The organism is Caballeronia sp. 11_S32 (genome assembly GCF_056930355.1).
The window spans coordinates 723445-747506 of sequence record NZ_JBXOWH010000001.1; the positions used below are offsets into that span (position 1 = coordinate 723445).

Sequence of the window (24062 nt, forward strand, 5' to 3'; positions counted from 1 at the left end):
ATGGCGCGCCGCATGCCCTGGACAGACATGACCACAACGACACCGCTTCTCGAAGTCGTCGATATTCATAAACGCTTCACCGGCGTGTATGCGCTGCGCGGCGTGAGCCTCGCGTTCGAGCGCGGGCAGATCTATCACTTGCTGGGCGAGAACGGCTGCGGCAAGAGCACGCTCATCAAGATCATTTCCGGCGCGCAGCCGCCCGATGAAGGCGAACTCGTGATCGAAGGCGTGCGTCATGAAAAGCTATCGCCGCTGGAATCGCTTTCGGCGGGCATCGAGACGGTCTATCAGGACTTGTCGCTGCTGCCGAACATGAGCGTCGCGGAGAATGTCGCGCTGACATCGGAGCTGGCCGAACATGCGGGCCGGCTCGCGCGCACGTTCGATCGCAAGGCGCTCGCGCAAACCGCCGCGCGCGCGCTCGAAGCCGTGGGCTTGCCCGGCGATGCGGAGTTCCAGAAGACGCTCGTCGAACAACTGCCGCTCGCAACGCGCCAGCTCGTCGCTATTGCGCGCGCCATTGCGAGCGAAGCGAAGTTCGTCATCATGGATGAGCCGACGACCTCGCTCACGCAGAAGGAAGTCGATAACCTCATCGCCGTGCTTGCGCGTTTGCGCGCGGACGGCGTGGCGGTGCTCTTCGTGAGTCACAAGCTCGACGAGTGCTATGCGATCGGCGGCGAAGTGATCGTGCTGCGCGATGGCCAGAAGATGGCGCAAGGCCCGATCGAAAACTATACGAAGGCGCAGATCAGCGAGCTCATGACGGGCAAGCATCTGTCGACGGAGCGCTATCGTTCGGACGGCGCGGAAGGCGAAGACGGCGCATCGCAAGTCGTGCTCGATGTGCACGGCCTCGGCCGTAAAGGGCAATTCGCCGATGTGTCGTTCAAGCTGCACAAGGGCGAGATTCTCGGCGTGACCGGTCTGCTCGATTCGGGCCGCAACGAACTCGCGCGCGCGCTTGCGGGGGTTGCGCCCGCCAATACGGGCACGGTCACGCTCGACGGTATGCGCGTGCGCCTGCAATCGCCTGCCGACGCCAAGGCGCAGCGCATCGGCTATGTACCCGAAGACCGCCTGAACGAAGGGCTTTTTCTCGACAAGCCGATTCGCGACAACGTCGTCACCGCGATGATCGCGAGCCTGCGCGACCGCTTCGGCCAGATCGATCGCAAGCGCGCGCAGGCGCTCGCCGAGCGCACCGTGAAGGACTTGCAGATCGCCACACCCGATGTCGACAAGCCCGTGCAATCGCTATCCGGCGGCAACCAGCAGCGCGTGCTCATTGGCCGCTGGCTCGCGATCGAGCCGCGCGTGCTGATCCTGCATGGCCCGACGGTCGGCGTGGACGTGGGATCGAAGGACATCATTTACCGCATCATGCAGCGGCTTTCCAAGGAGGGCATCGGCATCATCCTGATCAGCGACGACTTGCCCGAGCTGCTGCAGAACTGCGACCGCATTCTGATGATGAAGAAAGGCCGCGTCGCGAACGAATATCGCGCGGACCGCCTGAACGAGGCCGATCTTTATCACGCGCTACTTTCAGAGGCAGCATGAGCATGAGCGAATCCATCCGCCGCACGGGAAGCGAGACGATGCCGCAGCACGTGGCCGAAGTCGCACCGCGTGTGCGCAAGGGCAATTTGTACGCGCAACTGATGCGCAATCCCGAGTGGTTCACGGTCGGGCTGATCGTGGTGACGTGTCTGGTCGTGGGCAGCATCAACCCGCGCTTCTTCCAGTTCGCCACGCTGTTCGACATGCTGCATTCCGCGACCACGGTATCGCTGTTCGCGCTCGGCACGCTGGTCGTTCTGGCCTCGGGCGGCATCGATGTATCGTTCACCGCGATCGCCGCGTTGACGATGTATTCGATCACCAAGGCTGTCTTCGCGTGGTGGCCCGAGTGTCCGTTCGTGCTGATCCTGCTTGCGGGCGCGCTCGGCGGCGTGATCCTCGGCGTGATCAACGGCATGCTCGTGCATCGATTGAAGGCGCCGTCGCTGATCGTGACGATCGGCACGCAATATTTGTATCGCGGCTTGCTGCTGACCTTCGTCGGCACGCAGTTCTTCATGAACATTCCGCACAGCATGGATACGTTCGGGCGGCTGCCGCTGTTCTTCTATCACACGCCCGATGGCCTGCGCGCCGTGCTGCCGGTGTCCGTGCTCGCGCTCGTGATCGCGGCGGTCGTCACGTGGTGGCTGCTCAATCGCACGATGATGGGACGCGGCGTCTATGCGATGGGCGGTTCGCTCGCGATCGCCGAACGTCTCGGTTACAACCTGCGCGCGATTCATCTCTTCGTGTTCGGCTATACGGGCTTGCTCGCGGGCGTCGCCGGAATTCTGCACGTATCGACGAACCGGCTTGCGAATCCATTCGATCTCGTCGGCACGGAGCTCGATGTGATCGCCGCGGTGATTCTGGGCGGCGCGCGCATCACCGGCGGCACGGGGACGGTGGTGGGGACGCTGCTCGGCGTCGTGCTGGTCACGCTCATCAATAGCGTGCTGATTCTCGTCGGCGTGCCGAGCACCTGGCAGAAGGTGATCATCGGCGCGTTCATTCTCGTCGCGGGGACCTTGTTCGCGCTGGGGCGCAGGCAGTAGGCGCTTCAAAAACCGGAACAAAAAAGGCTCGTTCAAATCCTGAACGAGCCTTTCGGTTTTTTTCCGGAACGATTCAGTCGCGTTTGCGCATCGCCTGCCCGGCCTCGGTAATCACCGAATCGAACTCCGAAAGCTGCGAGAACCGCACCGCCTTGACCTTCCCGAACTTGCTGGCATCGACGACGAGATGCCGCTCCACGGCGCTCGCCATCGCGGCCTGCTTGATGGCCACCTCGTGAAAATTCCAGCACGTCACGCCGCGCGCTTCATCTACGCCGCCCGCCGACATGAACGCCTTGTTGATGCCCATGCGCCTCAAGATCTCGACGCTTTCGTCGCTGGCAAATGATTCCGACGACGGCACGTACACGCCGCCGAGCAGGATCATCCGCACATTGGGCTTGCGCCGCAAAATCTCGGCCACGTTGAGCGAGTAGCACACGACCGTCAGATGCATTTCCGTGGGAATCTGCCGCGCGAGCGTCGTCAGGGTCGTGCCGCAGTCGATGAAGATGGTCTCGTTATCCACGAGCAGGCGCGCCGCATGATTCGATGCAATGGCCTTCGCCTGCGCGAAATGATCCTTCTCTTCCTCGATGGTGTAGCCCGCATTGGGGACATCGGCGGCACTGACGATATAGCCGCCGAGATACGTGAACTGGCCGGGATGCGCGGCGATATCGCGGCGCACCGTCATTTCCGATACGCCGAGCAATGCGGCCGCATCGCGCAGACGCATCACGTTCTGTTTTTCGAGCGCGCTGGAGAGCGTGCGCAAGCGATCGTTCTTGGCCATTCGGGACGGCGCGATAAGTGATGTTAGCTTTTATTCGTCGAATGAGAGAATTATAACAACGCAAGCCGCATTCATAGCGGCTTGCGAGGCGTGGCGCGGGTAAATCCGGAGATGTCAGGCCGTGCGCGTATAGCGCAACCAGACCACGTCGTGTTCCAGTTTTTCGACCGATTCGAGCTTCAGATACGTGGGCTTCTTCCACTTGTCCATCGCCACTTCGAACGACGACGTGTGTGCTTCGCGTCCATCGACGAGCGGAATGAGCAGCACGCTGACTTCATCGGCAAGCTGCGCATTGACGAACGCGCCCGAGACATGCCCGCCGCCTTCGACGATCAGCTTCGAGATCGTAAGCTCGCGCTCTAGCGTATCGACGACGCGCTTCAGTTCGATATCGTCCTTGCCGCCGAACACATACGATGCGCCGATCGATTGCAGATAGGCGAGGTAATCGTCCTCCACGCTTTCGGCGAGCACTTCGACGATATGCGAATCGAGCGCCGTATTGCTTTTCCACGCGACGCGCCCCTTCGGATCGATCGATATCGCGTACTGGCTCGCATCGCGTTTCGCGAAATGGTCGGTGCGTGGAACCGGGCCTTTCGCAAGTCCGCGCGGATAGTCGCGGTCTCTGCCGTGCGAGATTTCCTGCATCGTGACGCGGCCGCACACCCAGGCGTCGGCCTTGAAGCGCGCGGCGGTGTCTTCGTACGTGGGCGAGGCGAAATCGAGATTCCAGTTATCGGTGAGGCTGCGGCCGTCGATCGACGACATCATGTGGCAGACGATATGCACGTTTTTCTCCGGTCAAGAGGGGCACATTGCAGCAGACGATGCAAGCGCCGTGCCGCCTGCGAAGATCGGCCAAACGCGAGAAAATAGCGCGCTGTTCCGCTTTTTATTCGCTTCTCTCCATGTCAGATCTCGCTACTTCGATTCCGCGCCGCGCGGACATCAATCCGAAGCCGCTCGGCATCGCCGCGCTGCTGATCGTGCTCGGCGCGATATATCTCGGGCAAACCGTCGGCGCGCGCCAGGCCGCGCTGTATGTGGTCGGCGCGCTGCTCGGCGTTTCGCTCTATCACGCGGCGTTCGGATTTACGTCGGCGTGGCGCGTGTTCATCGCCGATGGCCGCGGCGCCGGCCTGCGCGCGCAAATGCTAATGCTCGCGGTGGGCGTAGCGCTGTTCTTTCCCGCGCTGGCAGCCGGTTCGCTGTTCGGCACGCCCGTGACCGGGCTCGTGTCGCCGGCGGGCACGTCGGTGGTCGTGGGCGCGTTCATCTTCGGTATCGGCATGCAACTCGGCGGCGGCTGCGCATCCGGCACGCTGTACACGGTCGGCGGCGGCAGCACGCGCATGATCGTGACGCTGGCCGCGTTCATCGCTGGCTCTGTCATCGCGACCGCGCACATGCCGTTCTGGACCGCGCTGCCGCAGTTGCAGCCGGTTTCGCTCGTGAAGGCGCTCGGCGCCGGACCCGCGCTCGCCATCAACTGGATCGTGTTCGCGCTGATTGCGGCATTGACGGCCGTGATCGAAAAACGTCGTCATGGGAAGCTCGTCGCCGCGCACGTGCAGCCGCCGCACACGTCGCCGTGGCTGCACGGGCCCTGGCCGCTGGTGGCTGGCGGCATCGCGCTTGCGGTGCTCAACTTTGCGACGCTGGCGCTTTCCGGCAGGCCGTGGGGCATCACGTCGGCATTCGCGTTGTGGGGCGCAAAGGCGGCCGCGCTCGTCGGCGTCGATACCGCGAGCTGGCCATACTGGATGAGCAAGGCCAACGCAGCCGCGCTTGCCGCGCCGATTTCGCGCGATGTCACGTCGGTGATGGATATCGGCATCGTGCTCGGCGCGATGCTCGCCGCCGCGCTCGCGGGCCGCTATGCGCCCGTTTGGCGCATGCCGATGCGCTCGCTGGTCGCGGCCATCGTTGGCGGTCTGCTGCTCGGCTACGGCGCGCGGCTCGCGTACGGCTGCAACATCGGCGCGTATTTCAGCGGCATCGTGTCGGGCAGCCTGCACGGCTGGCTATGGCTCGTCGCCGCGTTCTTCGGCAACGTGCTCGGCACGCGGCTGCGTCCGTTCTTCGGGCTCGAAGTGGAGCGCGTGCGGCCGACATCGTGCTGATGCGCTGCCGACGTTTTTCGCAATCGCCTGTTCCGGTTCGCGAACGCGAATGAACGCAAAAGATCGCGCATCGATCGCCGGGGGGCGCGTTGTGCGAAAATCATCGGCATGAAAAAGACCACTTTGCTCATCGTCCCGGCGCTGCTGCTCGCGCTCAGTCCGCTTGCGCATGCGAGTCTCGAGTCGGGCGCGCATCAGTTCAAGGAAGACGTGAAGTCCGCCGGACGCCAGACCGGACACGCGGCTCGCGATGCCGCGCACGCCATCGGGGACGGCGCGAAATCGGCTGGCCATGCGATCGCTGATACGTCCAAATCGGCTGGCCATGCCATTGCCGATACATCCAAACGCGGCTATCACGCCACCAAGAAGTGGGTCACCGGCGACGAATAGGGCGGGGCATGTCTAGCGGGCTCGTCTCACGCGCCTGACGAAAGCTTCACCAGCCGTGAAAGCGCCGCCACGCCTCGGTGCTGCCATCGCTCATGAGCGCGTGATACTCGGGATATTGCGCGCCCGTCGCGCACGCATGATTCGGCCGGATGCGCAGTTTCATGCCGATAGGAAAGCGTCGCGCGAGGTCATCGGCATGCGTCACGGCGAGGATGCCGTGCTCCTGATTCGCGCCGGCGAGCTCGCAACCTTCGAGCGGCGTGCCATCGAGCGCGCATGCGAGTCCATAGCCGTAGTCGCGCGTCTGTTTCGATGTGCCGCGGTCGCGGCTCATCGCCATCCAACCCGCATCGACGATGACCCACCCCTTCTCCGGCTGATGACCGATGACGCTCGTGAGCACGCTCAGCGCGATATCGCTCGAATCGCACACGCCGACATTCGCCATCACCAGATCGAAGAACACGTAGACGCCCGCGCGCACTTCGGTGACGCCTTCGAGATGCCGTGCGGCGAGTGCCGTAGGCGTCGAGCCGACGCTGACGGTCCTGCACGCGATACCGGCCGCTCGCAGACGTTCTGCCGCGCGCACGCAGCCCGCGCGTTCCTGCTCGGCCAGTGCTGCAAGCGCTTCGGGGTCGTTCAGTTCGTAGCTTGAGCCCGCATGCGTCATCACGCCGCCGACTTCGATGCCGCCTTCCTGCAGAATGCGGCCGATCGCCAGCAAGGCGTCGTCGTCGGGCGCGAGTCCGGAGCGGTGTCCATCGGTATCGACTTCGAGCCAGACTTCGAACGTATCGTTGGCGGCCTTGCAAAAATCGACGATAGCGGCTGCCGCCGCCGCGTTGTCCGCGATGATCTTCAGATCGCAACCTTGCTTTTTGAGCGCCATCGCGCGCGGCAGTTTCGCGGGCGCGATGCCCACCGCATAGAGAATGTCCGCGATGCCCGCCGCGAAAAATTCCTCGGCTTCCTTCAGCGTCGATACGGTGATGCCTTGTGCGCCCGCCGCGATCTGCGCGCGTACGACATCGGCGCATTTCGTCGTCTTCACATGCGGACGGAAGGTCACGCCGAGGGCGTTCATGCGTGCCTGCATGGAGTCGATATTGCGCTGCATTTTGCCGATATCGACGATAGCGGCCGGTGTGTCGAGTTGCTCGAGATTCATGTTCATTGACCGTTACGCGTTGAAGCGGCTCGCCCATGCGGGAAGCGCTTCGAGTGTCGGGGATTCGATATCGGGCGCGGCGCTGCCTTCGACCGGCGCGAGCCCGATGCGGTTGTGCCAGAACGTGCGCAAGCCGATCGGCGCGGTGCCGAGCATGTCGTAGCTCGATCCCGCGACGAACGCGGCATCCTTCGCCTCGACGCCGAGCTTTTCCAGCGCGAGCAGATAAGGCCGCGCGTTCGGCTTGTAGAAGCCGGCCTCTTCGGCGGTGACGACCACGTCCCATTGGACGGGCACGAGCGACGCCGCTTCACGTCCGAGCGCGACCGAGCAATTGGTGACGACCGCGAGCCGGCAATGCGGCCGCAATCGTTCGAGCGCATCTTGCGCGCCGCTCCACGGTTTCAGATCGCGCCAGTTGCGCTTCAACGCATCGGCCGCGCTTGGCGGCAGGCCGACATCGCTGGCCGCTTGCCGCACGAGCGTTTCGTAATCGACATAGGCACCGCGAGCGTAAGTGAGCTTCAGGTAGGCCGCGCGCCAGATCCGGCCTTCATCGGGCGACCCTGCCGACGCGTTCCACAGCGTCCACGAATCGAGCAATGCGGTGAGAAGATCGAAGAGAACGGCCTTCGGATACTGCGTTGAAATCGACGTATCGTTCACGGATTGCTGCTCCTGTGCGGGCGTCATTCAGCGATGGTGTCGATTATAGTTTTGCTTCGATGCAGTCACGCTGATTCCATGATGAAGAAAAACTGAATCTTCAACTGCGCCATGGCGCCTGGGGCCTGAAGCGCGACTGCAGATACTGCATGAACTCGCGGGTTCTGCGCGGCAGGCCCGCGCGATTGCGTGTGAGCGCGACCACGTTCGCATCGGGCGCTTTCCATGACGGCAGGAGACGCACCAGCGCGCCCTTGCGGATATCGTCCGCGACGTCCCACTCGGAGCGCAGGATGACGCCGCGTCCTTCGATCGCCCAGCGCCGGATCACGTCGCCATCGTTGCAGCTCAGCTTCGCTTCGACCCGCACGCTGCAACTCGTGCGTCCCTTGCTGAAGTGCCAAAGCGATGCGTCTTCCTTGTTCTCATGCAGCACGATGCAGGGCAGATGCGCGAGATCGTGCGGTGTCCCGGGCATGCCGAAGCGCTTCACGAACGCGGGCGACGCGCAGACGAAACGCGCATTCGGCGCAATCGCGTGACCAACGAGATTCGATGCACGCAACGCGCCGATATGCACGACGATATCGAAGCGATCGGCGGTTTCGGTCAAAGGTTCATCGGAAAGCGTGAGCGCAATGTCGACATCGGGATGATCGCGTTGAAAATCCGCGATGACGGGCGCGAGATAACGCCGGCCGAAACCGAGCGGCGCATTGATCTTCAGCTTGCCGACGAGGCCGCCGCGGCGCATCTGCAACTCGTCGAAGAGCGCATCGAACTGTTCGATCAGTTCGGCGCCGCGCTGACACAGCAACGCGCCTTCCTCCGTGAAATGCAGCTTGCGCGCGGACCGGTCGAGCAGACGCGTGCCGAGCTTCTTTTCCAGCTGCTGCAAGCGCTGCGACACGGCCGATGGCGAGAGGCCGAGCTTGCGCCCGGTCGCGACGAGACTGCCGCTCTGTTGAATCGTGAGTAGAAAGCGAATGTCGGCGGTATCGGTCATCGTGGTTCAGGCGATCGGTCCTTCAGGAAGCTTGCGCTGCCACGCAACGGCGATCGCGCTGCCGACGATCAGCGCGATGCCCGCGAGCGAAAGCGGCGCGATCGTTTCGCCCCACGCGATATAGGCGAACAGCGCCGCCCACACGATGCTCGTGTAGTTGAATGGCGCGAGCGTGCCGGCGTCGGCGCGCCGGAAGGCGACCGTCATCAATATCTGGCCGACCGTCGCCAATGCGCCGAGCAATGCCATCAGGAGAAGCGCGTCGAGCGTGGGCGTTTTCCAGCTGAATGCGAGCGTGCTGGCCGTGACGAGCGTGCCCACCGCCGTGAAGAACAGCACGGTGGTGCGCGAATCGTCCGTGGCGCGAATGCGCTTGATCTGGATGATGGACAACGCGCCGCACAACGCGCTCGACAGAAGCAGCAGCGGCCCGAGCCAGCTCGATTCACCGCCGCCCGGCCGCACGACCAGCAATACGCCCGCGAAGCCGATCAACGCCGCGACGGCCGAGCGCGAGGTCAGCCGCTCCTTCAGGATGAACGGCGCGAGCACGACGACGAGCAGCGTCTCCGAATACGCGATCGCCACCGCCTCGCCGAGCGGAATATAGGGCAGGCCCGCGAAGAAGAAGCCGGACGCGCCGAGCAGCGTGAGCGCGCGCCACGTCTGGCCCTTGATATCGAGGCGCTTCACGCGGTCGATCAGCGAACGCTCGCCCACACAGCATGCCGCGATAGCCGGAACGAGACCGAACAGCATACGAAAGAACGTGAGCTCGTTGGCCGGATAGTGCATGGCGATGGCTTTCGCGAGCGTATCGACGATCGCGAAGCAGAGCATCGAGGCAAGGATGAAGCCGATGCTCGCGAGCGGAAGGTGGCTCGTGCGCGTGGCGGCGGTGGTGGTCATGATGCAATGGATTCGTGACGGAGCTTCGAATCATCGCATAGCTGACGACCGCGGGCGGCGTGGTCGCCGGATGCCTCGTCGATCACATGATCGAGAAGGCGAGTTCCGGCGACCCGCGCAGGAGGTTCATCGCATCGCGCCGGCGATATCCGCCGCTTCGAGTCCTACGATCAGATCCATCTCGCCATTGGCAAGCGATTGCGTCGCGGGCACGCCGGCCGCTTTCAACGCGGCGGCATCGAGCCGCGATTTATCGCCGAGCGCGACACGCAGACGCGTGGCCGCGAGCGGTTCGAGCTTCAGGATGTTGGCCGCGCCGCCCAGCGCCGCGCGTATCCCTTCGGCGCGCGCCTTCTGTTGCGCCGGGTCCTGCACGGCGGCAGCGGCGGCTGCCGGTGCGGCCGCGGCTTGGGTCGCGGCGGCGGGCGCGCCCGCCGCCGGCAGATCGGCGTCGCTGCCCGCCGTCTTCAGGTATTGCTCCATGTCGGTCTTCATGTTCTCCGACAGCGGCCCGAAGATCGCCTGCACGCCATTGCCGACGCGCAGGACGCCCGCCGCGCCGAGCGCCTTCAGCCGGGCATCGTCGACGAGCGCGGGATCGTTCACCGTGATGCGCAAGCGCGTGATGCACGCATCGAGGCTCTTGATATTCGATCGCCCGCCGAACGCGAGCACGAGATCGCGCGAGCGTCCGCCTTCGCCGCTGGTGCTCATCGCGACAGTGCCAACGGTATCGTCCTCGCGGCCCGGCGTTTTCATATCGAAGCGGCTGATCACGAAGCGGAACACGCAGTAGTAGATTCCCGCGTAGATCGGCCCGAGGATGAAGACGTACCACGCATGCGTCGCCTTGTTGCCGATGAGGTTGAACATCACGAAGTCGATCGCGCCTTGCGAGAAGGTGAACCCCATGTGCATGTTCAACGTGTTCGCGACGAACTGCGCGGATGCCGCGAGACATGCGTGAATGAAGTACAGCACCGGCGCCACGAACAGGAACGCGAACTCGATCGGCTCGGTGATGCCCGTCAAAAATGAGGTCAGCGCTGCCGACACCATCATGCCGCCAACTGCGACCTTCTTCTCTGGCTTCGCGCAATGCCAGATCGCGATCGCCGCCGCTGGCAGACCGAACATCTTGAAGAAAAAGGCCCCCGCGAAAATTCCGGCCGTGGGGTCACCGGCGAAGAAGCGAGTGATGTCGCCATGAACCTCCTTGCCAGTCGTCGGGTCGAGGAAGCTTCCGGCCTCGAAGAAGAACGGCACGTTCCAGATGTGGTGCAGGCCAAACGGAATCAGCAGACGTTCGACAAAGCCGTAGATCGTCGCCGCCGTGCGTGGATCGGATACTGCCGCCCAGTGGGAGAACGCCCTGATTGCGCCGCCTATCGGTGGCCACACGACGGAGAGAATCCCGCCGAGCACGATCGAACCGATGGCGGTGACGATTGGCACGAAGCGTTTGCCCGCGAAGAAGCCGAGATAGGGCGGCAGCGCAATCCTGTAGTAACGGTTGAACAACCACGCCGCAAGGCCGCCCGCGAGAATGCCGCCGAACACACCGGTCTGGATCGACGGAATGCCCATGATCATGTCGGGCTGGACGCCTTCCCATTTAGCGATCACGCCGAGCGTCGCCGTCATCACGAGATAGCCGATGGTCGCGGCGATGCCCGAAACGCCGTCGTTCTCGGTGAAGCCGAGCGCGACGCCGATCGCGAAGATGAGCGGCAGGTTGCCGAAGATCACGTCGCCCGCGTTCTTCATCAGCGCGAGCACGATGGCGGGCACGTAGCCGTGGAAATCGGTCGCGCCGAGGCCGAGCAGAAGGCCCGCGACAGGCAGCACCGCGACCGGCAGCATCAACGATTTGCCGACTTTCTGCACGACCCCAAAGGCATTCTTGAACATGTCGGGTCTCCGCTTGTACCGTTTGTACCGGTTGTACCGGTTGTACCGGTTGTACCGGTTGTACCGGTTGTACCGCTTGTTCCGTTTGTTCCGTTTATTCCCCGTAAGGGGCGAGCAGGGCGCGCACTTCGGCGGCGGTGCCGAGCGTGATGACTTGCGCCGCGAGCTTGCGCGCTTCGTCCATCGTGAGGCGCGCGAGCTGCGCCTTGATCGAGCCGACGGCGGGCACGCTCACCGACAATTCGTCGATGCCAAGGCCGACGAGCACGGGCACGGCCATCGCATCCGATGCGATGCCGCCGCACACGCCGACCCACTTGCCGTGCTTGTGCGCGCCGTCGACCGTCATGCCGATGAGACGCAGCACGGCGGGATGCAGCGCGTCGGCCTGCTTCGCGAGCTTTGGATGGCCACGGTCCATCGCGACCGTGTACTGCGTCAGATCGTTGGTGCCGATGGAAAAGAAATCGACCTCTCGCGCGAGCGGCTCGGCGATGAGCGCGGCGGACGGCACTTCGATCATCACGCCGATCTTCACGCTGCCGATGCGATCGCCGGCTTCTTCCTGAAGGATCTGCCTGGCCGCGCGCACTTCCTCGATCGCGGCGACCATCGGGAACATGATGTGCAGATTGCCGATCGACGCGGCCCGCAGGATCGCGCGCAACTGCACGCGGAAGATGTCGGGGCGGTCGAGGCTCACGCGCACGCCGCGCAGGCCGAGAAACGGGTTGTCCTCCTTCGGCAGCGGCATGTAGGAAAGGGGCTTGTCGCCGCCGACATCGAGCGTGCGCACGACGAGCGGGCGCTCGCGGCCGAGCGCTTCCGCGACCGCACAATATTCGGCGGCCTGCTCGTCTTCGGAAGGCGCGGTATCGCGGTTGTCGAACAAAAATTCGGAACGCAGAAGTCCGACGCCTTCCGCGCCTGCCGCGACCGCATCGCGCGCTTCCTGCGCGTTCCGGATATTCGCGACCACTTCGACGCGATGACCATCGGCGGTGAGGGCGCGCTTGCTCGCGGCGACTTTCTCTTCCTCGCGCTTCTTCGTCTGACGCTCGATGCGCTCGCGCGCTTTCGCGAGATCTTCCGCGCTCGGGTTGCGCCGCAGGCTGCCATGCGAGCCGTCGAGCACGACGAGCGTGCCATCGGGCAGTTGCAGCGCGTCTTCGTCGATGCCGCAGATCGCCGGAATGCCGAGCGAGCGGGCGAGGATCGCGACGTGGCTCGTCGCGCCGCCGGTCGTCGTGCAGAAACCGAGCACCTTGCTGCGATCGAGCGAGGCCGTGTCGGAAGGCGAAAGCTCTTCGGCGATCAGGATCGATTCGTCGGGTACGTCGATATGCGCCTGCTTCACGCCCGCGAGCAGCGCCAGCACGCGGCGGCCGACATCGCGGATATCGCCCGCGCGTTCGCGCAACAGCGCGTTGTCCACTTTTTCCAGTGCGCTCGCCTGCGTCTCGAACGCGGCGCGCCACGCAAAGCCTGCGCTTTTACCGTCGCTGATGCCGGCGATGGCCGCGTCGTTGAGATCGGGATCGTCGAGCAGTTCGAGATGGGCGTCGAGAATCTGCGCCTTCGACGGATCGGTGAGCTTCGCCTTCAGCGCCTCGATCTGCTGACGCGCTTCGTGGCGCGCGGCATCGAGACGTGCCCGCTCGCGTTGCGGCGATTCGCCCGCTTCGGCGACATCGATGACTTCCTGCCGGAACTGCACGATCTTGCCGACCGCGAGCCCCGGCGATGCCGATACGCCGGTGAACTCGTTCGCATCGGCGGGCGCGGCGCGCTTCGGAGCGGCCGCTTCCGGCGCGACCCCGGCCGGGGCGGGCGCATCGCCGGGCTTCTCGCCCGAGCCGGATGCAAGCAGGCGCGCGAGCGCGGCGGCGGCTTCGCCTGCATCGGGACCGGCGGCTTCGACGTGCAGTTTGTCGCCGAACTTCGTCGCGAGCGCCATCAGCGCGACGACGGACTTCGCGTTCGCGCTCTCGCTGCCGCGCACGACGCGGATATCGGATTTGTATTTCTTCGCTTCGGCGGCGAACACCGCGGCGGGCCGCGCATGCAGGCCTTGCGGATTCGGCAGCGCGACTTCGTCGGAAAGAATCGCGCCTGCCGCGCCGCCGCTCGCGCCCTCACGCGCGCCGCCAACGAACTCGACCGACAACGCCACGTCCTGGCCCGCCGTGACGAGGCCCGTCGCGGGCACGTAGCGCGTGACGAGCTCGCCGTTCGCGATGACCATCTGCGTGAGCAGGCTCACGGCCCGCGCACCGACGATGACGGGATCAAAGCGGATCAGCGGCTGGCCTGTGGTAACCGCGTCGCCTTCCTTGACGAGCGGCGTGAAGCCTTCGCCGCGCAGCATCACGGTGTCGAGGCCGATGTGTATCAGCACTTCGAGCCCGCTCTCGCCCGTCACGGTCACGGCATGCGCCGCGCGATGCAGTTGCGTGACCTTGCCTGGAAGCGGGCAGAGCAGTTCGTCGGATGTGGGATCGATCGACACGCCATCGCCGACCATCTTCTGTGCGAAAACCGGATCGGGCACGGTTTCGAGTTGCACCATCACGCCGGAAAGCGGCGCCATCAACTCGATTCGCGCCAAACGCTGAGGAGCTTTCATCTGAACGACTCCTTGTCCCTTGACGGTTTGAGGTCGATACCCAGGACGTGCTGGACGATGCGCTGCAGAAGGACTTGAACGGGCCTGTGCTAAATCATAGGCAACGCATGCGTGATTCGCTGAGCGAATGATCGTGCACGCGATTATTAATATTGCCGAAGCGTAATGCGATATTGATTCGAGTTTTGAAACGTGCGCGTAATGGCGCCTTGCATGAGCGGACGCTATTTGCCGAGGCGCTCGGCGAGCGCGTAGCGCCGCATGCAGCGCTCCATGCTGTCGAGAAACGCGTGATCGGCCGCGTTCATCTTCCGGTCGCGATGCCACAGCAGATGCACGTCGACATCGACGAGGCCTTCCTCCGGGGGCAAGCGCCACAGACGTTGCTGCGCGATGTCGTCGCGCACGATGTGCTCGGGCAGGCAGCCCACGCCATAGCCCGCGAAAATCAGCCGGCGCACTTCGTCGAGGCTCGGTGACGACGCCACGATGCGCCCCGTGAAGCCTTTCTGGTCACGAAAAACGGTGAGCGGCGAAAGGCTGTCGCCGATCTGATCGCTCGTGAACGACACGAAGTTCTCCGCGAGCAGATCGTCCATCGTCAAGGTCGACTTGCCGAACAGGCGATGATGCCGTCCGCAGAAAATCGCATAGCGCTGCCGCAGAAAACAGCGCATTTCGAGCTTTTCGTGCGGCGTGCGGCACAGGCCCAGCCCTGCTGTCGCCGTCTTCTGCAACAGCGACGAAATGATGTCCGATGAACGCATCACTTCGATCTGCAAGTCGATGCGCGGATACGCGCGATGAAAATCCGCGAGGAATTCATCGTAGACGGGCGACTCGATGCGGCTGATGGTCAACAGACGAATGGAGCCGTTGATGTCCTCGGTGCGGTCGTCGAGCTCGGTCTCGAGCCGGGAAATATTGCCGTAAATATCGCTTGCGATGCGGTAGACCTCTTCGCCCGCCTGCGTCGGCGCGAAATACGGGCCGCGCCGCTCGATCAGCTTGCGCTCCAGCGTTTCCTCGAGCCGCCGCAACGCCTGGCTCACCGCCGGCTGCGTCACATACAACCGCGCCGCCGCGCGGCTCAGGCTGCGCTCCTGCATGATCACGAGATACGTGCGCAGCAGGTTCCAGTCGAGCCGGTCGTTCAGAAAACGCGCGATGTCGGTACGCATCGGTCTAATCATTAGTCAAATTTATGCGCTGAATAATAACGCGAAATTTGACTAATAATTTATGGCTGACGATAAAGATGCGTATCGAACATGACTGCACGTGAAGTGCATCGGAGAGCGCATGACCCAAGCCATCAGCAATACCCGTCAGCCGGGGCGTGCCGCCACGGCCGCGTTCATCGGCACGATGATCGAGTGGTACGACTTCTATATCTACGCGACCGCCGCGGCGCTCGTCTTCGGCGAGCTGTACTTTCCGTCCAGTGACCCGTTCGTCAGCACGATGGCGTCGTTCGCGACCTTCGCCGTGGGCTTTTTCGCGCGGCCGCTCGGGGGCATCGTGTTCGGCCATCTCGGCGACAGAATCGGCCGCAAGAAAGCGCTGATGACCACGCTGATGATGATGGGCGTCGCGACCGTCGGCGTCGGCCTGCTGCCGGAGTATTCGAAGGTCGGGATACTCGCGCCGGTGCTGCTCGTGCTGTTGCGCGTGGTGCAGGGCATCGCGGTGGGCGGCGAGTGGGGCGGGGCGGTGCTGATGGCGGGCGAGCATGCGCCGCAAGGGCGTCGCACGTTCTTCGCTTCGTTCGCGCAGCTCGGCAGTCCCGCGGGACTGATTCTGTCGCTCATCGCGTTCCGAGCGGTCACGTCCATGGACAAGGCCGACTTCATGTCGTGGGGCTGGCGCGTGCCGTTTCTCGCGAGCGCGGTGCTGCTGATCGTCGGTATCGTGATCCGGCTCGGCGTGAACGAATCGCCGGAGTTCCAGCGCGTAAAGGAAGCGAAGCGCACGGCGAAGCTGCCCATCGCCGAAGTGTTCAGTTCCGCGTGGGGCCTCGTGCTGCTGTGCATCGGCGCGAATACCATCGGCATTGCGGGCGTGTACTTCACGAACACTTTCATGATCGCGTACACGACGCAATATGTTGGCGTGACGCGCTCGCTCATTCTCGATTGCCTGTTCGCGGTCGCGATCATTCAGTTCCTTGCGCAGCCCATTGCCGCATGGCTCGCGGAACGCATCGGCGGTGCGCGCTTTCTCAAGCTCGCGGCATTGCTCGCGATGATCTCTCCCTATCCGATGTTCATGCTCGTGCAAAGCGGCTCGGCCGTGCCGATGGTGATCGGCATCGCCATCGCCGTGATCTGCATGGCGAGCTTCTATTCCGTGATCGCCGGGTTCGTCAGCGGCGTCTTTCCGACGCGTGTGCGCTACTCGGGCATCTCGCTCGCCTATCAGGTGTGCGGCGCGGTGGCGGGCGGGCTGACGCCGCTCGTCGGCACGTGGCTCGCGCATCGCTACACGGGGCAATGGTGGCCGCTCGCGGTGTTCTATACGTGCCTCGCGGGGATTTCGCTCCTGTGCATCGTCGCGCTCGATGCACGCCGCGCGACGCATGCCGAGCAGGCCGAATCGGTCGGTGCGATGTAAAGCGATTTCAAGTTGAACGATACGGAATCAAGCATGAAAAACCTGTTGCAAATCGAAGGCACGCGTCTCTGGCAAAGCTTGATGGACATGGCCCGGATCGGCGCGACCGCGAAGGGCGGCGTGCGGCGTCTCGCGCTGACGGAAGAAGATTCGCATGCCCGCGATCTGTTCGCGCAGTGGTGCCGCGATGCGGGCATGACGGTCAGTGTCGATGAAATCGGCAACCTGTTCGCACGCCGCGAAGGCACGCAAAAGGATGCGGCGCCGGTTCTCATCGGCAGTCATCTCGACACGCAGCCCGAAGGAGGGCGCTTCGATGGCGTGTATGGCGTGCTGGCCGCGCTCGAACTCGTGCGTGCGCTGAACGATGCGGGCATCGTGACTGAGAAGCCCATCGAAATCGTTTCGTGGACGAATGAGGAAGGCGCGCGCTTCACGCCGGCGATGCTCGGCTCGGCGGTGTTCACCGGCGCAGCGTCGCTGGACGAGGCGCTCGCGAAGCAGGACGCGCAAGGCATCACGCTCGCCGATGCGCTCGTGCAAAGCGGTTATCGCGGCCCGCGCGCCGTGCGCGCCCAGAAGGTCGATTCATATTTCGAGGCGCATATCGAACAAGGGCCGGTGCTCGAAGCGAACGGCACGACGATCGGCGTCGTGACGGGCGGACAGGCGATCCGCTGGCTCGATGTCACCGTGACCGGCGTTGCGGCGCATGCGGGCACCACGCCCATGCCTTATCGCAAGGACGCGTATTTCGCGGCCACGCATATGGCGATGGAGCTGGAACGAATCGTCGAAGCGTATGCGCCGCGCGGGCTCGTGACGATCGGACAGGTGAGCATCGCGAATGCGTCGCGCAATACGATTGCGGGGAAGATCGCGTTCACCGTCGATCTTCGTCATCACGACGACGGCGAAGTCGATGCGATGGAGCGCGATCTGTGTGCGGCTTTCGCAAGCGTCGCGGCGGCGCGCGGCGTGAGCGTATCCGTCGATACATACTGGCGCAGTCCTGCTACGCCGTTCGATGCAGATTGCGTCGCGCTCGTCGCGCGGGCCGCCGATGCGCTGGGGTATTCGAACGAGCGCATCGTGAGCGGCGCCGGTCACGATGCGATTCATCTCGCGCGCCATTGCCCGACGGCGATGGTTTTCATTCCATGCGTCGATGGGCTTTCGCACAACGAAGCCGAAGACGCGTTGCCCGAAGACGTGACGCGCGGCGCGAACGTGCTGCTGAATGCGGTGCTCGCGCGCGCGGGCGTCGCGCTCACTGTCGTTGAGCAATAGAGGATTTCCGATGAAAACATTCTTTCACCCTGAACAACTCCTACATCATCCGCGCAGTTATATGTCGCGCGGACAGATGCGCGCGCCGCAGGAAGTGCCCGAGCGTGCGGCGCGGCTCGTCGCGGCCGCGAAGTCGCTCGATTTCGACGTGATCGCGCCGAAAGATCACGGCGCGGCCGCCATCGCTGCCGTGCATGACATGAACTATCTGCGCTTTCTCGAAGAAGGACATCGCGAATGGAAGAAGATGCCCGACGATTGGGGCGATGAAGTGATGTCGAACATCTATGTGCGCGATCCCAATCCGTTGCGCGGCATTCTTGCGAAGGCAGCGCGTTATCTCGCCGATGGCAGTTGTCCGGTTGGCGCGAATACGTGGCGTTCGGCGTACTGGTCGGCGCAGAGCGCGCTGGCGGCTGCGTACGCCGTGAATGATGGCGCGCACGCGACCTATGCGTTGTGCCGTCCGCCCGGACACCATGCGCGCGCCGATGCCGCGGGCGGATTCTGCTATCTGAACAACGCGGCGATTGCGGCACAGGCGCTGCGTGGCCGCTTCGGGCGCGTGGCGATCCTCGACACCGACATGCATCACGGCCAAGGTGTGCAGGAGATCTTCTACGGGCGCGACGACGTGCTGTATATCTCGATTCACGGCGACCCGACGAACTTTTATCCGGTCGTGGCGGGCTATGAAGAAGAACGCGGCGCAGGCCCGGGCGATGGCTTCAACGTCAATCTGCCGATGCCGCATGGCTCGTCGGAGGCGGTCTTCTTCGAGAAACTGGATGATGCGCTGGGCGTGCTGAAGCGCTTCGAGCCTGATGCGCTGGTGCTGGCGCTTGGGTTCGATATCTATAAGGACGATCCACAGGCGCAGGTTGCGGTGACGACCGAAGGGTTCGGGCGGCTTGGCTCGGTCATCGGGGGGCTGAACTTGCCTTCGGTGATCGTGCAGGAAGGCGGATATCACCTGGAAAGTCTCGAGGCGAATGCGCGGGCGTTTTTTGGCGGGTTCGAGGAAGGACGCGATTGACTGGAGTTGGAGCATCCTGAAAGCGGGAACGGTTTCGGTCAGGCCCGCGGGATGCTCGCATGCACTCTTCATACCAAATGAAAATGTGCGCTAATTTGTATTATGTCAAGCTAACGCCGCCAATCGAAGAAAGTTTGTTACAGCACGCCGATCCTCCACGATGGCAAACTGCGCGCTGGTCCGCGTGCGCTTACTCCCGGCGCGCGGAACGCGGATTGCAGCCGAGGGACGATTTCTCCTTCCGGCTTCACCGCACGAGTCGATCCCCGCCCCGATGAACACCCGACTGCTCGGTCTCACGCGCATTCCCTTCTTTCTGCCGCTTGCTGGCGCCACCTTGATGCTCGGCGTCGCGATGTCCTTCACCGCGCCGTATCTGTCGCTCTTCAGCGTGGAACAGGCGGACATGAGCCCATTGAAGCTCGGCGTCTTCATGACGGCGATCGCCGCGAGCGGCGTCGTGGCCAGCGCCTTCGCCGGCAAATGGTCCGACCGGCGCGGCCACCATCGCGAACTATTGCTTGCGGCGCTCATCGCTTCGTCGCTCGGTTTTCTGCTGCTGTGCGTGGTGCGCAATTACGCGGCGCTGGTCGCGATCGGCATCGTGTTTCTCGGCGCCGGCGGCTCCGTGATGTCGCTCGTGTTTTCCTTCGCGCGTGCAGCATTGCCCGTCGATGACGAAGCCGAACGTTCGCTCGCGCTCGCCACACTGCGCACCGTTCTTTCGATGGCGTGGGTCTTCGGTCCTTCCGTCGGCGCGCTCGTGCTGGCGGCCGCCGGCTTCTATGGCCTCTTTCTGTTCGCGGCGGCGTGTTTCGTCGCGTGCGGCGGGATCGTCTGGCGCATGCACGATTCGCCCAAGGGCGACCCGCACAGCGCGCCCGCGCACTATGCGGGCGATCCGTCGTCGCTGCTGGAAGTGACCGCGCCCGACACCGAGGAACTCGTGCCGCCGCACGCCGGCGCGTCGCATACGCGCGCGGAGATCGGACGCGCCACCGTCGCGATGACGCTCATCGGACTCGCCGCGAGCGCCACCATGATCGTGCTGCCGCTCTATGTCGTGCACGGCATGCACGGCACGCGCATCGACGTATCCGTCATGCTCGGGCTCGGCGCGCTGCTCGAAATCCCGATGATGCTCGCGCTCGGCGCGCGCGCCTCGCACCTCGACAAGCAGCGCTGGCTCGCGTCCTGCGCCGTGGTGCATCTGATCTATTTCGTCGCGGTCGCAGCCTCGCCGAATGTCCACTTCCTGATTCCGATGCAGGCCTTCAACGCGTTCGTCGTGTCCGTGACATCGTGTCTCGGCATGACCTACATGCAGGACCTGATGCCGCGAAGCCCCGGCTCGGCCACGGCGCTGTTCTTCAACGCATCGCGCGTCGGGTCGATTCTCTCGGGCGTGCTGTCGGGCGCGCTCGTGGCGGCGCTCGGCTATCGCGGCACGTTTCTGGTCTGCGGCTGCATCGCGCTGGGCGCGGCGTTGCTGTTCGCCAATCCGCCGTACAGGCTCGTCGCGGGGCGCATTCGGGACTGGTGGAAAGCGCGGCGCGAGCCGGTTCGCTGACCTCGCCGGCATCGAGGGATGGCAATATAGGCGCGAACGCCGTCGATCCCACACGCCAACATGCCCCTGCGCCTCCCTCCCCTCAACGCGCTGCGTCTCTTCGAAGCCGCGGCGCGCCATCGCAGTTTCAAACTCGCCGCCGCCGAGCTCAACGTGACGCCCGGCGCCGTGAGCCACGGCATCGGCGCGCTGGAGGAGATGCTCGGCGTCGAGCTCTTCGTGCGCGAGCCGCGCGGCCTGTCGCTGAGCGCCGCCGGCGAGCTGTATCTGCCGTATATCGCGGAGGCGTTCTCGCTCATCGCGGTCGGCACGCAATCGTTGCCCGACAAACGCAAGCGCCGCACGATCGCCGTTACGTGCGCGCCGACGCTCGCGGCCCGCTGGCTCGTCCCGCGTCTCGCGGATTTCCGCGCGCGCTGGCCCAACATCGATGTGAGCGTCGACACGTCACGGCGGCAAGCGGGCTTTCCCGTCGATGGCTTCGATTTCGGCCTGCGCCTCTCGCGCGGCCCGGTGGACGGCGCATCGTGGCAGCGTCTTTTCGGCGAGCGTCTGGTGCCGGTCTGCAGCCCGTCCTATCGCGCGATGCTGACCGGCGCCGACGGCACCGTCGATCTCACGCGCGCCGCGCTCATCCATGTCGATACCGCGAGCCAGGACTGGCAGGCATGGATGGATGGCGCGCGCGTCGATGGCCTCGATCTTCGTGGCGGCCTGCGCTTCGATACCGTGCAGCTCGCATTCGATGCCGCCGCGGCCGGGCTCGGCGTCGTGATCGGGCGGCGGCCGCTCGTCGATCGCGAGCTGGCGGCGGGCATGCTCGTCGAGGCATCCCCGATGCGCGTCGAGACGCAGACTGCGTACTGGCTCTGCGAGACGCCGCAAGCGAGCGCCCGCGCCGATCTCGCCGCGTTCCGCAACTGGCTCGTCGAGCAGGCTCAGGCGTTTGCCGATAGCGAGAAAAGCGAGCAAGCAGGCCGTCACGATTGAACTGCGCTCAACCGTCCGCGAAAACTTTTCGTTTGCCAGCACGGACGTTCGCCTGCGACGATGGCCGCAAGGAGGAATTCGAGCCATGTCGTCCCTGTCGAGCACCAACAGCAACACCAGCCCGAACACGAACCGCGCAACGGCGTGGGCGCTCATCGGCGCCGCCGCGTTGATCCTCAGCGCGGCCATGGGCGTGCGGCAGACCTTCGGATTGTTCATCGGACCGTTTTCCTTCGATCGCGGCTTGCCCGTCACGTTGATCGCTTTCGCGATCGCACTGCACAACCTCGTGTGGGGATTCGCGCAGCCGTTCGCGGGCGCCGCCGCCGACCGTTACGGCGCCGCGCCCGTCGTCGCGATGGGCGCGGCCACGTTCGCCGCCGGGCTCGCGCTCGCCGCCGCCGCGACATCGGGATGGATGCTCGTGCTCGGGCTCGGCCTGCTCGTCGGCATCGGCATCAGCTGCACGAGCTTCGGCGTCGTGCTCGCGACGGTCGGGCGCGTCGCATCGCCGCAAACGCGCAGTGTCGCGATGGGCCTCGCGAGCGCGGGAGGCTCGCTCGGGCAAGTGCTGATGGTGCCTTTCGCGCAGGAAGTGCGCGTGCATGCGGGCGTGCCGGCCTCGCTCTATGCGCTCGCTTTCGTGCTGCTGCTCGCCGCGCCGCTCGGCATCGTGCTCGATCGCGCGAGCCGCCGGCACAAGGCATTGGCATCGGCATCGGCGTCGCATGAAACGCATGCTCAGCCCGCAGCGATGCCGCTGCGCGAAACGCTCGCGTATGCATCGCGCCATCGCGGCTATCGGCTGCTGACGCTCGGCTTCTTCGCGTGCGGCTTCCAGCTCGCGTTCATCGCGACGCATCTGCCGGGCTATCTGATGCTGTGCCACATGCCCGTCGGGCTCGGCGCGACGGCGCTCGCGCTCATCGGCCTGTTCAACATGATCGGAAGCTGGGGATGCGGCTGGCTCGGCGGACGCTGGCGGCAGCATCACGTGCTCGCGTGGCTCTATCTGATTCGTGGCGGCACGATCGCGCTCTTCGTGCTGCTGCCGACGACGAGCGTTTCCGTCGTCGTCTTCGCGGCCGTGATGGGCCTGACGTGGCTCGGCACCGTGCCCCTGACCAATGGGCTGATCGCGAAGGTGTTCGGCACACGGCATCTCGGCACGCTGTTCGGCGTCGTGTTTCTGAGCCATCAGCTCGGATCGTTTCTCGGCGCGTGGCTCGGCGGCTATGTGTTCGACACGACCGGTTCGTACTCGCTGATCTGGGGCGCGACGGCCATCGCCGGTCTCGTCGCGGCGCTGCTGCACTTTCCGATCGACGACCGGCCTGTCACCGAGGAGTCGCTCGTTGCGGGCTGAGCGTTCGATCCTGGCGGCGATGCATCGGACGTTTCAGCAGCCAGCTCCGCAGATTCGCCGCATCCTGAAAGTGCCCGTGCACGCTCGGCGCGCCGAGGATGACGAAGAGCGTCGGACGCCCATGCACTGTCGCAATGACGATCAGGCAATGCCCCGCCTCGTTCGTGAATCCGGTCTTCTGCAAGCCCACGCCCCAGGCCGCGTTATAAACGAGCGGGTCCGTGTTGCGATACATCAGCGGCCCTGCTCCGCCGAGCACGAGCTTGTGGTGCGAGGTCGCGTATTCGCGGATCGTCGGATAGCGATACGCGGCGCGCGCGAGCTTCGTGAGATCGCGCGCGGTCGATACGTTGCGCGGCGAAAGACCGGTCGGATCGACGAAATGGCTGCGCTTCATGTGCAGGCGCTTCGCAGTGTGGTTCATCGCGCGCACGAAGCCCGTGCGGCCGCCGGGATAGTCGCGGCTCAATGCGAACGCGGCGCGATTCTCCGATGACATCAGCGCGATATGCAGCATCGTTCTACGCAAGAGCAACGAGCCGACCGGCAGACGCGAGCGCGACCATTTGAGGCGATCGACGTCGGCATCGGTGATGCGCGCGGGCTTGAGCAGCGAGCGTTTCGAATCGAGGACGACCATCGCGGTGAGCAGCTTGGTGAGCGATGCGACCGGCATGCGCTCGTCGGCGTGCTTCGAATAGAGCGTGCGGCCGCTCGTCAGATCGACCGCGATCGCGGCGCGAGCCTGCACGACGGGTTTCGCGATGACGCGCTTCGCGTGCGCAATGAGCGGCACGAGACTCACGAAGATGAAGACGATGAAAAAGAGATGGAGTTTGAGCATGACGCGATCAGATGCGCGTCATCGGTGGATGGATACGAGGATGTGGCGGCATGGGGCAGCGACGGGCGAAAGGAGTCCGCTACCGTAAGGCGTGAGTCTTAAACGAACCTTAAAGGAAGCTT

Annotated in this window: 20 protein-coding genes; 10 read left to right on the top strand and 10 right to left on the bottom strand. The window is 64.4% G+C overall.

The features are described from left to right. Positions 1-27: 27 nt before the first annotated feature. Positions 28-1566 (top strand): sugar ABC transporter ATP-binding protein, encoded by a 1539-nt coding sequence (locus tag AC1Z32_RS03360; RefSeq protein ID WP_483477284.1) that lies wholly within the window; start codon positions 28-30, stop codon positions 1564-1566. Next, the gene (locus AC1Z32_RS03365; RefSeq protein WP_483477285.1) at positions 1563-2624 is read left to right on the top strand and encodes an ABC transporter permease; all 1062 of its coding nucleotides are present in this window, start codon (positions 1563-1565) and stop codon (positions 2622-2624) included. Before AC1Z32_RS03360 ends, AC1Z32_RS03365 begins: the two co-directional genes overlap by 4 nt. A gap of 73 nt (positions 2625-2697) precedes the next feature. Here the strand turns inward: AC1Z32_RS03365 and AC1Z32_RS03370 are convergent, their stop codons facing one another. Then, entirely contained in the window at positions 2698-3420 is a 723-nt protein-coding gene (locus AC1Z32_RS03370; RefSeq protein ID WP_483477286.1) for a DeoR/GlpR family DNA-binding transcription regulator, read from the bottom strand. A gap of 114 nt (positions 3421-3534) precedes the next feature. After that, positions 3535-4215, bottom strand: coding sequence for a dihydrofolate reductase family protein (locus AC1Z32_RS03375; protein ID WP_483477287.1), 681 nt, complete (start codon positions 4213-4215; stop codon positions 3535-3537). A gap of 119 nt (positions 4216-4334) precedes the next feature. Between AC1Z32_RS03375 and AC1Z32_RS03380 the strand changes: the two genes are divergently transcribed. After that, positions 4335-5549 carry a YeeE/YedE family protein gene (locus AC1Z32_RS03380; RefSeq protein WP_483477288.1) on the top strand — a complete coding sequence of 405 codons (1215 nt, stop codon included), beginning with the start codon at positions 4335-4337 and terminating at the stop codon, positions 5547-5549. 108 nt (positions 5550-5657) lie between these two features. Then, the gene (locus AC1Z32_RS03385) at positions 5658-5942 is read left to right on the top strand and encodes a hypothetical protein (protein ID WP_483477289.1); all 285 of its coding nucleotides are present in this window, start codon (positions 5658-5660) and stop codon (positions 5940-5942) included. Positions 5943-5988: 46 nt separating this feature from the next. Here AC1Z32_RS03385 and AC1Z32_RS03390 read toward each other — a convergent pair whose 3' ends face one another. The 7 genes from AC1Z32_RS03390 to AC1Z32_RS03420 all read right to left on the bottom strand — a co-directional run bounded on the left by AC1Z32_RS03390 (position 5989) and on the right by AC1Z32_RS03420 (position 15412). Continuing rightward, complete coding sequence (locus tag AC1Z32_RS03390) at positions 5989-7113, bottom strand: DSD1 family PLP-dependent enzyme (protein WP_483478195.1); 1125 nt, start codon at positions 7111-7113, stop codon at positions 5989-5991. 12 nt (positions 7114-7125) lie between these two features. Next, positions 7126-7806, bottom strand: a complete 681-nt coding sequence (locus AC1Z32_RS03395; RefSeq protein WP_483477290.1) for an HAD-IA family hydrolase — start codon at positions 7804-7806, stop codon at positions 7126-7128. Between the two features lie 73 nt (positions 7807-7879). Next, positions 7880-8785: a LysR family transcriptional regulator gene (locus AC1Z32_RS03400; protein ID WP_483477291.1), complete on the bottom strand. Its 906-nt coding sequence runs from the start codon at positions 8783-8785 to the stop codon at positions 7880-7882. Between the two features lie 6 nt (positions 8786-8791). Then, entirely contained in the window at positions 8792-9694 is a 903-nt protein-coding gene (locus AC1Z32_RS03405) for a DMT family transporter (RefSeq protein WP_483477292.1), read from the bottom strand. Between the two features lie 126 nt (positions 9695-9820). Continuing rightward, positions 9821-11605 carry a PTS glucose transporter subunit IIBC gene (gene ptsG / locus AC1Z32_RS03410; protein ID WP_483477293.1) on the bottom strand — a complete coding sequence of 595 codons (1785 nt, stop codon included), beginning with the start codon at positions 11603-11605 and terminating at the stop codon, positions 9821-9823. Positions 11606-11699: 94 nt separating this feature from the next. Continuing rightward, positions 11700-14231, bottom strand: a complete 2532-nt coding sequence (gene ptsP / locus AC1Z32_RS03415) for a phosphoenolpyruvate--protein phosphotransferase (RefSeq protein ID WP_483477294.1) — start codon at positions 14229-14231, stop codon at positions 11700-11702. A 224-nt stretch (positions 14232-14455) separates the two neighbouring features. Continuing rightward, positions 14456-15412 (bottom strand): LysR family transcriptional regulator, encoded by a 957-nt coding sequence (locus tag AC1Z32_RS03420; RefSeq protein WP_483477295.1) that lies wholly within the window; start codon positions 15410-15412, stop codon positions 14456-14458. A gap of 121 nt (positions 15413-15533) precedes the next feature. Between AC1Z32_RS03420 and AC1Z32_RS03425 the strand changes: the two genes are divergently transcribed. The 6 genes from AC1Z32_RS03425 (at position 15534) to AC1Z32_RS03450 (ending at position 23096) form a co-directional block, all read left to right on the top strand. Further along, positions 15534-16844 carry an MFS transporter gene (locus AC1Z32_RS03425; protein ID WP_483477296.1) on the top strand — a complete coding sequence of 437 codons (1311 nt, stop codon included), beginning with the start codon at positions 15534-15536 and terminating at the stop codon, positions 16842-16844. A 33-nt stretch (positions 16845-16877) separates the two neighbouring features. Next, complete coding sequence (locus AC1Z32_RS03430) at positions 16878-18134, top strand: Zn-dependent hydrolase (RefSeq protein ID WP_483477297.1); 1257 nt, start codon at positions 16878-16880, stop codon at positions 18132-18134. A 10-nt stretch (positions 18135-18144) separates the two neighbouring features. After that, positions 18145-19170, top strand: coding sequence for a histone deacetylase family protein (locus AC1Z32_RS03435; RefSeq protein WP_483477298.1), 1026 nt, complete (start codon positions 18145-18147; stop codon positions 19168-19170). A gap of 274 nt (positions 19171-19444) precedes the next feature. Continuing rightward, complete coding sequence (locus tag AC1Z32_RS03440) at positions 19445-20740, top strand: sugar efflux transporter (protein WP_483477299.1); 1296 nt, start codon at positions 19445-19447, stop codon at positions 20738-20740. 60 nt (positions 20741-20800) lie between these two features. Continuing rightward, the gene (locus AC1Z32_RS03445; protein ID WP_483477300.1) at positions 20801-21730 is read left to right on the top strand and encodes a LysR substrate-binding domain-containing protein; all 930 of its coding nucleotides are present in this window, start codon (positions 20801-20803) and stop codon (positions 21728-21730) included. Between the two features lie 85 nt (positions 21731-21815). After that, positions 21816-23096: an MFS transporter gene (locus AC1Z32_RS03450; protein ID WP_483477301.1), complete on the top strand. Its 1281-nt coding sequence runs from the start codon at positions 21816-21818 to the stop codon at positions 23094-23096. On the opposite strand, the gene AC1Z32_RS03455 is transcribed toward AC1Z32_RS03450, so the two are convergent. Next, positions 23068-23940: a serine hydrolase gene (locus AC1Z32_RS03455; RefSeq protein ID WP_483477302.1), complete on the bottom strand. Its 873-nt coding sequence runs from the start codon at positions 23938-23940 to the stop codon at positions 23068-23070. The two genes, AC1Z32_RS03450 and AC1Z32_RS03455, sit on opposite strands and share 29 nt — an antisense overlap. Positions 23941-24062 lie beyond the last annotated feature (122 nt).

Bases quoted from the DNA above. Each gene is read 5' to 3' on its own strand.
- AC1Z32_RS03360 (WP_483477284.1), top strand. From the start codon at position 28: ATGACCACAACGACACCGCTTCTCGAAGTCGTCGATATTCATAAACGC.
- AC1Z32_RS03365 (WP_483477285.1), top strand. From the start codon at position 1,563: ATGAGCATGAGCGAATCCATCCGCCGCACGGGAAGCGAGACGATGCCG.
- AC1Z32_RS03370 (WP_483477286.1), bottom strand. From the start codon at position 3,420: ATGGCCAAGAACGATCGCTTGCGCACGCTCTCCAGCGCGCTCGAAAAA.
- AC1Z32_RS03380 (WP_483477288.1), top strand. From the start codon at position 4,335: ATGTCAGATCTCGCTACTTCGATTCCGCGCCGCGCGGACATCAATCCG.
- AC1Z32_RS03385 (WP_483477289.1), top strand. From the start codon at position 5,658: ATGAAAAAGACCACTTTGCTCATCGTCCCGGCGCTGCTGCTCGCGCTC.
- AC1Z32_RS03390 (WP_483478195.1), bottom strand. From the start codon at position 7,113: ATGAATCTCGAGCAACTCGACACACCGGCCGCTATCGTCGATATCGGC.
- AC1Z32_RS03395 (WP_483477290.1), bottom strand. From the start codon at position 7,806: ATGACGCCCGCACAGGAGCAGCAATCCGTGAACGATACGTCGATTTCA.
- AC1Z32_RS03400 (WP_483477291.1), bottom strand. From the start codon at position 8,785: ATGACCGATACCGCCGACATTCGCTTTCTACTCACGATTCAACAGAGC.
- AC1Z32_RS03405 (WP_483477292.1), bottom strand. From the start codon at position 9,694: ATGACCACCACCGCCGCCACGCGCACGAGCCACCTTCCGCTCGCGAGC.
- ptsG (WP_483477293.1), bottom strand. From the start codon at position 11,605: ATGTTCAAGAATGCCTTTGGGGTCGTGCAGAAAGTCGGCAAATCGTTG.
- ptsP (WP_483477294.1), bottom strand. From the start codon at position 14,231: ATGAAAGCTCCTCAGCGTTTGGCGCGAATCGAGTTGATGGCGCCGCTT.
- AC1Z32_RS03420 (WP_483477295.1), bottom strand. From the start codon at position 15,412: ATGCGTACCGACATCGCGCGTTTTCTGAACGACCGGCTCGACTGGAAC.
- AC1Z32_RS03425 (WP_483477296.1), top strand. From the start codon at position 15,534: ATGACCCAAGCCATCAGCAATACCCGTCAGCCGGGGCGTGCCGCCACG.
- AC1Z32_RS03430 (WP_483477297.1), top strand. From the start codon at position 16,878: ATGAAAAACCTGTTGCAAATCGAAGGCACGCGTCTCTGGCAAAGCTTG.
- AC1Z32_RS03435 (WP_483477298.1), top strand. From the start codon at position 18,145: ATGAAAACATTCTTTCACCCTGAACAACTCCTACATCATCCGCGCAGT.
- AC1Z32_RS03440 (WP_483477299.1), top strand. From the start codon at position 19,445: ATGAACACCCGACTGCTCGGTCTCACGCGCATTCCCTTCTTTCTGCCG.
- AC1Z32_RS03445 (WP_483477300.1), top strand. From the start codon at position 20,801: ATGCCCCTGCGCCTCCCTCCCCTCAACGCGCTGCGTCTCTTCGAAGCC.
- AC1Z32_RS03450 (WP_483477301.1), top strand. From the start codon at position 21,816: ATGTCGTCCCTGTCGAGCACCAACAGCAACACCAGCCCGAACACGAAC.
- AC1Z32_RS03455 (WP_483477302.1), bottom strand. From the start codon at position 23,940: ATGCTCAAACTCCATCTCTTTTTCATCGTCTTCATCTTCGTGAGTCTC.